We start from the raw sequence: 14172 nt of genomic DNA on the forward strand, positions 1-14172 counted from the left end.
CCATGAAATATAAAGTAAGCTTTACTTTAAATAATGAGAGAGTTGAACATGAAGTTGAGACAAATAAAACCCTTCTTAGAATGTTAAGAGAAGACTTTGACCTTACTGGAGCTAAAGAAGGTTGTGGACAAGGGGAATGTGGAGCTTGCACTATATTATTAGATGGAAAACCAGTAAATGCTTGTCTTGTATTAGCAGTAGATGCTGATGGAAGGGATATTTTGACTATAGAAGGATTATCAAATGGAACAGAGTTAGATAAACTACAAGCTTCATTTATCACTCATGGAGCATTACAGTGTGGATACTGTACTCCTGGAATGATAATGGCAGCAAAGGGATTATTAAATGAGAATCCTAATCCAACAGAAGAGCAGATAAAAGAAGCTCTTAGTGGCAACCTTTGCAGATGTACAGGATATAAAAAAATTCTTGAAGCTATAATGGCAGTAGTAGAAAAATAGAGAGTATTTGTAAAGGGGGGTGTAATATGAAATATGTAGGTCAAAGACTTGAGAGAGTAGACGGTATCAAGAAAGTAACTGGAGATTTAAAATATGTTGATGACATGAAAATGCCAGGAATGCTTTATGCAGCTGTTAAAAGAAGTCCATACCCACATGCAAATATAATAAATATAGACATAAGCAAAGCTGAAAAATTGCCTGGAGTAAAAGCAATAACAGTAGGAAAGGATTTTCCAAAGAGAGTGGGATTATATCTAGCGGATAAGACATTCCTTGCTGTTGACAAGGTTAGATATAGGGGAGAAGCTGTAGCAGCCGTAGCAGCTGAAACAATAGAAATAGCAGAAGAAGCAGTTAGACTTATAGAAGTAGAATACGAAGAATTAGAGCCAGTAACAAATGCCTTAGAAGGTATGAAGCCAGGAGCACCACTTGTGCATCCAGAACTCGGAAGCTATACACATGCTCCAATATTTCATACGATACCAGGAACAAATATTAGTGAGCATTTTAAGTTGAGAAAGGGTAATGCTGAAGATGCATTTAAACAAGCAGACTATATATTAGAATCTGAGTTTTACGTTCCACACATTCAGCACTGTCCTATAGAAAACCACGTTGCAATAGCTAAGTACGATAGAGATGGTAGTTTGACAGTATGGGCAAGCTGTCAATCTCCATATGCAGTTAGAGCAGCACTATCATCTGCATTTGAAATACCTCTAAACAAGCTAAGAGTCATTTCACCAGCAATAGGTGGAGGATTCGGAGCAAAAGCTGGTACAACACTAGAAGGTATAGTTATACCACTATCTATGAGAACGGGAAGACCTGTTAAGTTAACTTATTCTAGAGAGGATGAGTTTGCTAACTCATATGTAAGACAAGCAATGCACTCAAAATTCAAAACAGGCGTAACTAAAGATGGAAAGATTATTGCTATGAATGTTGAATTCGTTTGGGATGGCGGTGCATATACAGAATATGGTGTGAATATTGCAAAATCAGCAGGGTTTGCAATGGCAGGTCCTTATGAAGTTCCAAATATTCATGGTGATTCGTATTGTGTATATACAAATCACCCAGTAGGAGGTCCATATAGAGGATTTGGAATGGCTGAAATTCACTTCTGTATAGAGCAAAACATGGATACAGTGGCTAATGCAATAGGAATGGATCCAGTAGAATTTAGAAAATTAAATGCACATAAACCAGGTGGAAGAACAGCTACAAATGCACCAGTGTATGAAAATTGTGGATTTGTAGAATGTATAGATACTGTTGTTAAAGATATTGATTATTATACACCATCAGAACAGCCTAGTGATCCAAGGAAGGTTAGAGCAAAGGGTATCGCATGTGGAATGAAGGCTCCATCAATGCCAAATAATGTAGCTTCTTCAGCTATTATCAGATTAAATGAAGATGGGACAGCTTATCTTTCAGTAAGTGCTCAGGATATTGGCCAAGGTTCTGATACTACACTAACACAAATAGCTGCGGAAGCATTGTCATTAGCACCAGAAAAGATAACAATAAATACTGGCGATACAGCAAATACACCTTACGAGTGGCAAACAGTTGCTAGTAGAATTACTTTCTGTGCAGGTAATGCTGTACTAAAGGCAGCAGAAGATATAAAGAAACAGTTAATAGAGCTAGCAAGTATTAAGCTATCAATATATCCTAGAGATTTAAAACTGGAAAACGGGTATGTAGTGTCCACTCAATATCCAGATAAGAAGGTTTCATATGCTGAATTAGCATTAGGTCTTACAATGCCAGATGGTTCGGGAGTTCATGGCCCAATTATAGGAAGAGGCTCATTCATACCAGAGAATGTTAAGGACTTTGATATAGAAACAGGACAAGGAGACAATCCTGTAGCATTTTGGACATATGGAGCAAATGCAGTAGAGATAGAAGTTGATACAGAAACAGGACATATAAAAGTTCTAAAGGTAGCATCATGCTGGGATGTAGGAAAGGTAATCAATCCAACATTAATAGAAGGACAAATCGAAGGCGCTATAGTTCAAGGTCTTGGATCAGCATTATTTGAGGAAATAAAACTAGATAAAGGTAAGTTCTTGAATCAATCATTCATGGACTATAAGATACCAACTATAGGAGATATGCCTGAAATGATAGTTAAATTTGTAGAAAATGAGCAACATGATGGACCATTTGGGGCAAGGGGAATTGCAGAACCTGCAATGATACCATCAGCTCCTGCTGTGGCAAATGCACTATATAATGCACTAGGAGTAAGAATTCATCAAGCACCTTTAACTCCAGAGAGAGTATTGAAAGCCTTAAAGGAAAAAGAGAATAATTAAAATGATTACCATAATTATCAAATATATGTGCTCACCTGTATTAAGAGAGTTATCAGGTGAGTACATTGTAAAAGCAGAAAAACAAGTCACTGGTTATTGCAGCACTTGTTACAGATATAATGTCATCCATTATCCCTAGCAAATTTCGTCGAAAACAAATTAGATTATTGAATGTACTTACCTAGCTTTTATTTAGCTAGCAGCTAGGTAATGTATATAAACTGAACAAATTAATTTGTCAGAAAATTCTAAAAAAGGGGGATTTAAATGATGGAAAACGTCAAACAGCATGAGCCTATCAGAAATTCTTTAGAACAGCTTGGTGTTGGCAAAACAGTTCTTTTAGGTTTACAGCACACATTTACAATGTTTGGTGCTACAGTATTAGTCCCACTACTAACTGGACTTAACGTATCAGTAGCTCTATTCATGGCTGGAGTTTGTACCCTAATTGGACACTTTATTATGAAGAATAGGGTGCCAGTATTTCTAGGGTCATCATTTGCTTTCATTGCACCTATTGGGGCAGCAGTAGCATTAGCAAGTGCAAATGGTATTGATAACGGATTACCATATGCAACAGGTGGTATCGTAGTAGCAGGATTACTTTATGTGGTAGTTGCAGTACTTATTTACTTCTTTGGAGTTGAAAAAGTAATTAGTTTCTTCCCACCAATAGTTACTGGTCCAATAATCATGGTTATAGGACTTAAGCTTGCACCTACAGCTATCAGTATGTCATCAGAAAATTGGTTCTTAGCAATTGTTGCATTTTTAGTAGTTGTAGTAATAAATGTTTTCGTTAAAGGTTTCCTAAACCTCGTTCCTGTAATATGTGGACTTATTGTTGGTTATGTAGTAGCAATAATTACTGGAAACGTAGATTTTACAGCTGTTCAAGAAGCTGCATGGTTTGGGTTACCAGACTTCACTATAGCTAAGTTTGATTTCCAGTATATTATGGTAATTGCCCCGGTTGCTCTAGCTACAATAGTCGAGCATATTGGAGACGTTATAGCTATAGGAGCTACAGTTGAAGATGATTTCACAAAAGACCCAGGTCTTCATAGGACTATGTTGGCAGACGGTTTAATGACTTCTTTATCTGCACTTGTTGGTGGACCAGCAAATACTACTTACTCAGAAAATACTGGTGTTTTAGCATTGACTAGAGTATGGGATCCATTAGTAATGAAAATAGCTGCTGGATTTGCTATAATTCTTGGTGGATTACCAAAGCTAGCTGCAATTATTAGTACTATTCCAAATGCAGTAGTTGGAGGTATATCAATAATACTATTTGGTATGATTGCAGCCATAGGTCTTAGAACAGTAGTTGAAAACAAAGTTGACTTTACTAAATCAAGAAACCTGATAATAGCTGCAACAATATTAGTTTTAGGTCTTGGCGGAGCTGTATTGCCTATTAATTTAGGATCTATAAGCTTCTCAATGGAAGGAATGGCATTAGCAGCAATTGTAGGTATTATCCTAAATAAACTTTTACCAGAAGCACAATAATAATAATAAATTAATATATACATGTAAAATCCCTATCACACTGTGTATAGGGATTTTATGTGTTAATAGCCGTTAGGATTGCTTTGACGACTATAATTTATTCATTAGAATAGAGCAGTTTTTTTAGCAGGTTCAGTCTTAGCTATCAGTTTACCTTTAGTAAAGTTATATAGAACTTCCTTTTTCTCATTAAGTGCATTATAGAAATTATTAGAGTTAAGAATTATGAAGCTTGCTGGATTTCCTTCTTTAATGCCGTAGCTATCTCCTAGGTGAAGAGTTCTTGCAGCATTATGAGTGACCAGCTTATAGGAGTTTAGAATTTCTTCATAACCCATCATTTGGCATACATGCAAGCCCATATGGATTACATCCCTCATATTACCATCTCCTAGAGGATACCAAGGATCAAATATATCATCATGTCCAAATGAAACATTTATGCCATCTGCAAGCAATTCTTTAACTCTAGTTATACCTCTACGTTTTGGATAAGTATCAAATCTTCCTTGAAGGTGAGTATTTACTAATGGGTTAGCAACAAAGTTTATATTGCTCATTCTTAGAAGTCTAAATAATTTATAAGCATATGCATTGTTATAGGAATGCATTGCAGTAGTATGGCTAGCTGTAACTCTTTCCTTCAAACCAGATTCATAAGCTCTAGCAGCCAATGTTTCAACAAAGCGTGATTGTTCATCATCTATTTCATCGCAGTGAACGTCAACTAGCTTTTCATATTTTTCAGCTAGCTTCATAATAAAGTTTAAGCTTTCTACACCATACTCACGAGTAAACTCGAAATGAGGAATAGCGCCTATAACATCAGCACCCATCTTCACAGCATTTTCCACTAATTGTTTACCATTAGGGAAGCTCATAATACCATCCTGTGGAAATGCAACTATTTGAATATTAACCTCATCCTTTAAATCATCTTTTAGCTCTAACATAGCTTCCAAAGCTATTAGTGTTGGATCTGTTACGTCAACATGTGTACGAACATGTCCTATACCATTTGCAGCTTGTTTTCTTATGGCATTTCTTGCTCTATCCTTTACATCTTGCTTAGATAATTTTTCTTTTCTTTCAGCCCAACAAGCTATTCCTTCAAATAATGTACCAGATAAGTTCCATCTAGGGTCACCTGCAGTAAGAGTAGCATCAAGATGGACGTGAGATTCGATAAACTGAGGCAATACCATGCAGCCATCACAGTCAATTATTTCATCACCAGGAATTGGTTCAATATCAGGAGCTATTTTTTCAAATTTTCCATCTTTAACTAGAATATCTGTTTTTTCAGTGCTGTTTTCAAAAAATACATTTTTAACTAACATTATATTAATCCTCCTCTTTTTAGTATATATTTAGTTAAACTAGGCCTTATTTTTTTTAATAACTTCAGAAATAAAGTATATAACTGCAGAAACTACAAGTGAGTTTATAGGAGCGATACCCCATTTAATGAATACACCTGCTAATGCGCCTGCTACAACTGCGACGATAGCACCTACATTTACTATTTCTGGCTTATAATTGGGATCCTGATATTGAGTTCTATTCATGAAGTAATGAATTATAATCACAACCCCAACTGGTGGAATCATACCTCCAAGCAAGCTAAGATATGATACGAAGTTGTTATACAACCAAACTGCAGTTACTGTACCAATACCACCGCCTATTAAAATCAAAGGTTTACTTTGAATCTTAGTTATGTTAGCAAGTCCTAGTCCAGCAGTATAAAGAGCGTTGTTATTTGTAGTCCAAATGTTTAGTCCAAGGACTAATATAGCTGGAAGCATAAGACCTTGAGCAATAAGAATATCAAATATATCAGGATTTCCAGTAGTAGCTCCACCTACAGCCCCAAATATAAACATTATACAGTTTCCAATAAAGAATGCTATAACAGTTGACCAAACTGCACTCTTAGAAGTCTTTCCAAAACGGGTGAAGTTTGGTGTACTTGTCCCTCCACTTACAAAGTTACCTATTACTATAGTAAGAGCAGCTGCCATAGTAAGAGGCTGAACAGGCACTTCTGAAAAAACGTTTGCAAAACCTCCAACTTGACTTATACCATAATTTACTGAATAAACGCCAAGGATTGTTATTAATGGCACAGCAATTGAACCTAAAACTGCAAGTGCTTTAAATCCATAATAGGCAGTAGCTGTCATTGCAATTCCTGTAACTATAACTAATAATGTAGCGTTGAGATTTAACATTTTAGCAACTGGTAATGCAAACATGGCAACACCAACACCAAACCAGCCAATTTGTGTAAAACTAATTAGAACAGAAGATAGATAAGAGCCTTTTTCACCAAAGGAACGTCTTGCCAATAAATCCATTGTAAGCCCTGTGTTTTGACCTATATGAGCAAGAAGTGCAGTGTAAGCACCTAAAAAGGCATTACCTAGAATCATTGCAATAAAGAAATCCTTCAAGGTTAGGCCTAATCCTAAGTTACCACCTGCAGTCATACTTGGTGAGAAGAAAGTAAAACCAACTAGAACCACCATTAATGACCAAAAACCTTGTCTGCTTTTTTCATCTACCGCTGATAAAGAGTGCTCAGTGTCGACATTTTGTTTTTTTGCTAATTCTGACATAAAAACTCCTCCTTTATATTTTTATGCAACCACTTACAAACTAGGTAAAAATATAAGGTTAATAGTACGATTTATTATGTGCTATGGAGTTTATAATGATGTCATAAATGTAAACGGTTACATTTTATTATATATAGTTAGACATAAAAAACATAAATCCTTCTCAATTTTAAAATTTTTAAAACAAGTTTTCAATACCATGTACAATAATTAAGTTTCAAAGTGGATTTAGAGTATACTATGTAGTATTAGATCCCAAATTAGCTTGTTTATAAGCTAAGAAAGATAGGATTAAAATCTGTTGGCCAGTAGTTTTCTAGTAAAAAATCATAAGTTAAAATCATAGAAATCAAAATATAAGTTTATTAATATATTGAAAATATATAGGATTTTTACAAAGTGAAGTGTTTTTTTATGTTTTAGAAGGAAAAAATAATTCAAAAGAGAATCTAAATATGTAAACGTTTACATTTGAATGTCGAAAAAATTGCTTAACACATATTATATTAGAGGAGGAGTAGAATTGATACAAAAAAGAAATATTACTTTATTAACTGTTTCTTCAATTAGTATTTTCTTTATTTGGTACATAATTTTCTTTAGTAGTTTACCATCAGCACTTAATAGAATATTAGAAATATTATTATCTGTACTATTAGGAATTTCTATTGCTAATCTACTATGGGAAAATAGATTACATACATTAGAGAAATGTTGTGAAATTATTGATAAGAATAGATATGATGAGTCAATGTCTGATTACAAAGTACATAGAAAGCTAAAAAGGTACATAAATTCACTATCAAACCTTTTTAGGACATCTAAAGAAGCATATAAAAAGACATTAGAGACAAGTGTAAAAGTTGCTCAATCCATGATTTACCTAAATGAAACTATTAAAGAAATGGAAGTTGCTACAGAGCAAATAACTTCTTCTACAGAAAATTTAGCAGAGGGAGCATCAGACCAGATTCAGTCCTTGAAGAACATACTAGACTCCTTGGATGTTATTTATTATGATTTAGAAAAAATAACGAATAAATCTTATGAAAGTGTTGAAAGAGCTGATAGATCTTATACTAGTGCTAACGAGGGGAAGGGATTAATCCTTGAGACGAAAAATACTATAGATAAAGTATATCAATTAACTACAAGACTTCTAGGTCTTATAACAGACTTAAATAACCAAACAGTTAGTATATCACGATTCGTAACTACTATTTCAGAAATCTCTAACAATACCAATCTTTTAGCTTTAAATTCTTCCATAGAAGCTGCTAGGGCTGGAGAGCATGGAAAAGGGTTTGGAGTAGTGGCTAGAGAAATAGGAGTATTGGCTGAACAATCAAGAAAAGCTTCTAATGATATTGAAGTTATACTTAATGACACGAAAACAAAGTTGAATGAGCTAACTGTAGTATTAAGCGACAATTTAATTGAAGTGGAAAAAAGTATAGATATTGTTAATAAAACTAATAACTTCTTTGGGATAATTGAAGAAAGCACTTATTCATCTAAAGAAAGTATAAAGGACATTAGTAATTTTGTAAATGCAATTAAAGAAAAGGGGCAAGAAATTATAAACTCTGCTAGTGGTATTCAATCAGTTTCAGAAGCTAATGCGGCTGGAAGTCAAGAGTTAAGTGCAATGGCTCAAGAAATTAATGCTTCATTTAAAGACATTGTAACTAGTACAGAAGCATTGGCAGATGAAGCAAATCAGCTACAGCAAAGCTCTGCTTCTATGGCAATGGAGTCATACATGTATAATAAGGCATTAGAATTAATAAAAATAATAGATATGAAAAATCTTAATAATGATGAGTTATCAAGTATGGCAAAGCAACTTAAGCTAGATGATATATACATAGTAAATGACAAAGGAATTATTGTAAATTCTAGTGAAAAACAAGCTATTAACTTGGATTCTTATGAAATAGATCCTATTTCTAAGAAAGCAGCAGAAAGTAGTGCTGAATTCCTAGCGACTCCTATAAGAAAAAGGGTAGAGGATAATCAGATGTACAAGTTTCTTCATGTTCCTTTTAAGGGAGGAGTTGTTACAGTGTCTCTTTCTTTAAAATCTTTACTCAATATATGAGTGTTTGGACGGACAAGTATAGATCCGTCCTTAAAATGTTTATTTATACAATTAATAGTGATATAATTATGTAAAATATCATTATTATGGAGTGATATTATGTCGAACATAAGAAAAATATCTGAATTGGCAGGAGTTTCTGTGGCTACTGTTTCTAGAGTACTAAATCATCCAGAGACAGTTTCGGAAGAGACAAGGGATAGGATAATTAAAATTATGGAAGAGATAAATTATGTCCCTAATAGCATTGCCAGAAGTTTAAGTACAAATAGAACAAGTACTATAGGACTAATCATACCTAATATACTCAATCCGCTTTATCCCAGTATAGCTAAAGGAGTAGAGGATATATTCTTTAAGAAAGGATATAACATACTTCTTAGCAATACAGAAAATGATGCTAAAAGAGAAAAAGATTCTATTGAAATGCTATTAAGCAAGAAAGTAGATGGCCTTATAATTTGTTCTAGTACTTTAAAAAGAACTGAATTAGATATAATTTTAAAACAAAAGGTTCCACTAGTATTAGTGGGTGATTATATAGAGGATAGTGATATAAGTATTGTATATACAGATTATAAATTAGGTGGATACTTAGCTACAAATCATTTAATAAAGACCGGCTGCAAGATAATAGCCCATATAAGAGGACCTATGAATAATAAATCAAGTATGCAGAAACTAGAAGGGTATAAGAATGCCTTGTTAGAAGCTGGTATTGAATACGATGAGGAATATATTATTGAAGGAAACGATCAAATTGATGGTGGACAACTAGCAATTAAAAAAATGATTAAGAAAAAAGGAAAGCCAGATGGTATATTTGTGGCTAATGATTTAATGGCTTTAGGTGCTATAGAGGCAATAAAGGTGTTAGGTTACAAAGTACCAGAAGACATTGCAATAGTTGGATTTGATGATATTGATGTAGCATCGCTTATAGAGCCAAAGCTAACTACAATAATCCATCCAGTATATAGAATGGGACTTACATCAGCCAGACTTTTATTAGACTTAATAACTAATGAAGAAGAGGATTGCTTTAATCAAAAAATATTTATTCAGCCTATGTTAAAAATCAGGAAATCCTGTGGATATGATAATAGAATTGAAGAAATATTTAGTTAAAGGGTGATATTATGAGCCTATCAGTAGATTTTATGGGTATTAAATTAAAAAACCCAATTATTGTAGCAGCAAGTCCTTTGTCTGGTAATGGTAGTATGATAAGTAAGGCCATTGATGCAGGGGCAGGAGCAGTTGTAACACAGACAATAGCTAATGAAGTTAGACTTAATGTAAGACCTAGAATAGCGGCTAATTCTCTTGGTATGCAAAATATTGAACTATATAGCAATATAACTTTAGAAGAATGGGAAAGAGAAATATATTATGTAAAAGAAAAGGATGCAGTAGTTATAGCAAATATTTTAGCCCATACACCTTCAGAGATGGCATATATTGCAAAAAAAGTTGAGCGTTTTGGAGTAGATGCTATTGAGCTAGGGATATCTATTCCCCATGGAGAAGGAGTAGAGCTGCTTATAAGTAATATACAAAGATTATACAACTTGACTAAAATGGCAGTAGATTCAGTAAATATTCCGGTTATGGTTAAGCTTTCTCCTAATGTAAGTAATCTAACTGAACTAGCTAAAGTTGTGGAAGAGGCTGGTGCGTCAGCTATAAGTGCTATAGATACAATTAGGGCTATTATTGGAGTTGATATAGACAAAGGTAAGGCTATGCTGCCTACATACGGCGGGTATTCTGGAGAAGGCATTAGACCTATAGCTTTAGCAACAGTTGCAGGTATATCTCAGGCTGTAAAGATACCTGTTTCTGGCATTGGTGGAATAGAAAATTATAAGAATGTGATAGAATATATAATGTTAGGGGCAAGTACTGTTCAGCTCTGTACATCACTGATTATGAATGGATATGGTAGAATTAATGAGATATTAGGTGATTTAGAGAATTGGCTTGAACATAAAGGATTTAATTCTTTAGATGAGATACGTGGACAAGCATTATCATCCTTAAAATCCTTTGAAGAAATATCTATAGAACCATACATAGCAAAGGTTTCAAACGTATGCAATATGAATGATTGCAATATTTGTATAAAATCCTGCATGTATGGTGCTATTTCTACAAAAAATGATATAATAGTTATAGACGATTCTAAATGTACAGGCTGTGGTTTATGTGTCAGCCTATGTAAGAAAAAATTTATATATTTAGACTGGTAGTTAGTGGTGTGGGTATCTTATTGTAAAGTGGGGTGGTAAGATGTACAAATATTCGGGGATTACGGTAAGTGAGTTGCTAGAACTTGAAATCATGAGGGATGCAAAGATTTTAGGTGGGCAAGCAGGATTAAACAGAAAAATAACAAAATTGAATGTTATGGAAGTGCCTGATATTTTAAATTGGGTTGAGGATGGAGAATTTTTGCTTACTACAGCTTATTCTATAAAGGATAACTTGACTAAACTCCAAGAACTTATTCCAGAGTTGAATAAAAAAGGTTTAGCTGGATTAGGTGTGAAGACTAAGAGATATATAGAAGATATTCCTTATAGTACCTTAAAATTAGCCAATGAACTTGGATTCCCTCTAATAGAAATACCACTCGAGATTTCCTATTCTGATATTATAGCTGATGCATTGACTGAAATTGTAAATAATCAAACTAGCATACTTTGTAGGATAGACAATATTCACAACAAGTTAATTAATGTTATGCTAAGTGGAGGCGGTCTAAAGGAAATTGCTAAAGCACTATTTGATAGTATAGACAACAATTCAATGGCTATAAAAGAATCTCTTTTTGAGTCAAGCGTGACTTTTTGTGATGAGTCTAAGAAAAAACAGATAGAATCTATTATTGAAGCAGAAACATTTAAAAGAGAAAAAGATATTTATGGATTTGGTAATAAGTTTTATTACACAAAACATACCGATTTAATAGGAGGAGAAAAGGTAGATAGATTAACTATCCCAATCTATACAAAGGAAAGAGAATATGGATATATATATATTTGGGAAGATAAGCAACCTATTACTCCTGTAGAATTAACTGTGATAGAAGCAGCTATACCGATTATTGCCTTAGATCTCAATAAAAAGTTGTCTATATTTGAAATAGAAAGTAAGCACAAGGTTGAATTCTTTGAAGACTTGTTCTCAAGTGACGGTAACAGGCATCAGAAAGCATTAGAAAGAGCTTCGTATTTTGACTTTGATAGCAAATTAGGATATTCAGTAATAGTTATTTCAGTAAATGATAAGGACAAAAATAACCAGTATAATCCTGATACAACTAGGTATCTGCAGCAAATAAATGTCAGATTGTTAAGTATTATTAGCAGAATAATAAAGAACAGGAAAGAAAGAATTATATATGGTAATAAAAGCAATAGTATAATAATTCTTTTTGGTACAGAAGTAGGTGCTAGAGAAGCTAAGATTAAACAGAGTATTAACTCATTTTGCAATGAAATATTTAGATATGCAGAATATGAACATTTAAGTGACATGATATCTATAGGAGTAGGGAGAAACTATAAGGATACACATGAACTATGGAAGGGATATAGAGAAGCAAACAGAGCTGTAGAATGCAAAAAAAGGTCAAGTGACAAAAGAGTGACTCATTATGACGATTTAGGTATATTTAGAATTCTTTCTTATGAAGAATTACAGCCAGAGCTACAGCAGTTTTATAAAGAAATACTAGAACCTTTAGTGAAATATGACAAAGAGAAGGGTACAGACCTTATCGAAACTCTAAAGAAATATTTCGAATGTGCAGGAAATTTAAAAAAGGTATCAGAGGAGATGTTTACCCATTATAATACTGTGATTTATAGAATTCAGAGAATAAAAGAAATAACCGGGATAGACTTTGAAGACTATAATGACAGGCTTAACTTTCAGATATCTTTAAAAATTTTAGAAATGCAGGAAAATGAAAGAACTAACACTAGTGGAACAGGAACTCCCCGTTAAATTTTGGGGAGTTTTTTCTTTTGTTGCTTTTATTAACTACTAACAAAGATAAGCAATAATATTTAGATAGTGTACCTAAAGAAATAGAGATACAAATAATATATTATATTAGTTAGAAACAACATGATAGCTTTTGAAGGATTGATTCTATGAATGCAACGGCCATTTGCAAGGAGCTATATGAATATATACAAAATAATCAACCAATAGGACAGGTTCATTCAGTATTTGATAATAGTTTCAATGTATTAGATGAGAACAATCAATTTATTACCTTTCTAGGACCAAGCAAACCCATGTCTCCGAACTCTATAAAAATTAGAGAAAAAAGCTCATTTTTAAATTCAGATATTAAACAAGGACAAAAGCTTACTTTTTTAAAAGATTATGTTTTAATAGAGGATAGCAATATAGAAGTTTTTTACAATAAAGTATCTTTGTGGGATAAGAAACCACTCTTATTTTTAGATGGTGGCTTAGAAAAGGAATTTGTGGAAAACGTTTTAAAAAAACTCAATAAAATGGGGAGTTTTATTGTTAAAGAAGGTAAAAAAGACGGTATTGCCCCATTACTAAAAACCCTTATAGGACGAATAAAAGGCTTGGAGCTCCTATTAGATAATAAGATGAATCTAAGTAAAAGAGAAGAATTTATTCGAGAAAGGTTTTTATCCTTTATTGATAGTTACATAATGGGAGACTTAGATGCCATTGCACGGAAGGCTGGCAGCATAGTAGGGTATGGAGTAGGTCTTACACCTTCTATGGATGATTTTTTATCTGGAATTATGGTATCACAAGTATATTTATCAGCGTATCTAAATCATGATTTATCAAGAACTTTTGAAGTAAATAAGGCTATCATTAAACATATAAAAAACAAGACAACCTTAATTAGTCAAGAGATGATGATACATTCGTCAAGGGGCGAAGTAAATGAGGATGTGAGAAATCTAATGATTTTCTTTATTACAGGCAGTTCTTTAGAGGATTTTTATAAATGTCTTAAAAAGGTTTCTGATATAGGAGAAACTTCTGGGATAGATATGATTTCTGGCATATACATAGGTAGCTGCATAGCACTTAACCAATACTTAGGAGGTAGATAA

10 protein-coding genes are annotated in these 14172 nt (G+C 33.4%); 8 read left to right on the forward strand and 2 right to left on the reverse strand.

The features are described 5' to 3' along the window. Window positions 1-2 precede the first annotated feature (2 nt). The 3 genes from DW1_RS03680 to DW1_RS03690 all read left to right on the forward strand — a co-directional run bounded on the left by DW1_RS03680 (window position 3) and on the right by DW1_RS03690 (window position 4327). Window positions 3-464 carry a (2Fe-2S)-binding protein gene (locus tag DW1_RS03680; protein WP_074349278.1) on the forward strand — a complete coding sequence of 154 codons (462 nt, stop codon included), beginning with the start codon at window positions 3-5 and terminating at the stop codon, window positions 462-464. A gap of 26 nt (window positions 465-490) precedes the next feature. Next, window positions 491-2806 (forward strand): xanthine dehydrogenase family protein molybdopterin-binding subunit, encoded by a 2316-nt coding sequence (locus DW1_RS03685; RefSeq protein ID WP_074349279.1) that lies wholly within the window; start codon window positions 491-493, stop codon window positions 2804-2806. Window positions 2807-3073: 267 nt separating this feature from the next. Further along, entirely contained in the window at window positions 3074-4327 is a 1254-nt protein-coding gene (locus tag DW1_RS03690) for a uracil-xanthine permease family protein (protein WP_074349280.1), read from the forward strand. A 104-nt stretch (window positions 4328-4431) separates the two neighbouring features. Here the strand turns inward: DW1_RS03690 and codA are convergent, their stop codons facing one another. Together codA and codB are read right to left on the reverse strand one after the other, a co-directional pair. After that, window positions 4432-5667, reverse strand: coding sequence for a cytosine deaminase (gene codA / locus DW1_RS03695; protein ID WP_074349281.1), 1236 nt, complete (start codon window positions 5665-5667; stop codon window positions 4432-4434). Window positions 5668-5706: 39 nt separating this feature from the next. Continuing rightward, entirely contained in the window at window positions 5707-6948 is a 1242-nt protein-coding gene (gene codB, locus DW1_RS03700) for a cytosine permease (protein ID WP_074349282.1), read from the reverse strand. A gap of 523 nt (window positions 6949-7471) precedes the next feature. Between codB and DW1_RS03705 the strand changes: the two genes are divergently transcribed. The 5 genes from DW1_RS03705 to DW1_RS03725 all read left to right on the forward strand — a co-directional run bounded on the left by DW1_RS03705 (window position 7472) and on the right by DW1_RS03725 (window position 14172). Continuing rightward, window positions 7472-9049 (forward strand): methyl-accepting chemotaxis protein, encoded by a 1578-nt coding sequence (locus tag DW1_RS03705; protein ID WP_074349283.1) that lies wholly within the window; start codon window positions 7472-7474, stop codon window positions 9047-9049. Window positions 9050-9148: 99 nt separating this feature from the next. Beyond that, window positions 9149-10177, forward strand: coding sequence for a LacI family DNA-binding transcriptional regulator (locus tag DW1_RS03710; RefSeq protein WP_074349284.1), 1029 nt, complete (start codon window positions 9149-9151; stop codon window positions 10175-10177). Between the two features lie 11 nt (window positions 10178-10188). Beyond that, on the forward strand, window positions 10189-11301 hold the full coding sequence (locus DW1_RS03715; RefSeq protein ID WP_074349285.1) for a tRNA-dihydrouridine synthase: 1113 nt from the start codon (window positions 10189-10191) through the stop codon (window positions 11299-11301). Between the two features lie 40 nt (window positions 11302-11341). Continuing rightward, entirely contained in the window at window positions 11342-13063 is a 1722-nt protein-coding gene (locus DW1_RS03720; RefSeq protein WP_074349286.1) for a PucR family transcriptional regulator, read from the forward strand. Between the two features lie 149 nt (window positions 13064-13212). Continuing rightward, window positions 13213-14172: an oxamate carbamoyltransferase subunit AllH family protein gene (locus DW1_RS03725; protein WP_074349287.1), complete on the forward strand. Its 960-nt coding sequence runs from the start codon at window positions 13213-13215 to the stop codon at window positions 14170-14172.

This window comes from Proteiniborus sp. DW1, from assembly GCF_900095305.1.
Classification (GTDB): Bacteria; Bacillota; Clostridia; order Tissierellales; family Proteiniboraceae; genus Proteiniborus.